The sequence below is a fragment of the Candidatus Nanopusillus massiliensis genome (genome assembly GCF_920984865.1).
This window is the reverse complement of sequence record NZ_OV100765.1, coordinates 156,380-156,714: the sequence shown is the minus strand read 5'-3', so window position 1 is coordinate 156,714 and position 335 is coordinate 156,380.

The window sequence follows — 335 nt, the reverse complement described above, 5'->3', positions numbered from 1 at the left end:
TTAGAAATACTATCAATATTTGATTATTGTTTATAGACATACATTAACATTTTATTGCCTTTTTATAAACCTTTCCCACTCTTAAAAAATAATTTATTATAATGATTTATTTTATTAAACTGAAAAGATATTAATAAAATATAGATATGTAAATCTATTAATTTAGGTGTAAAAAGCTTGATGCTTATTCTAAAATTATTCTTAATTTCATTAGATTTTATTTCAACTTCTTTATTTAGATTTTTTTAATCATCCTCTAATGATTGTAAAAAATATTAGAAAAATCGGCAAAATAGAATCAAATATCCAAAGCAGAAATAGATAAGTTAAGATAA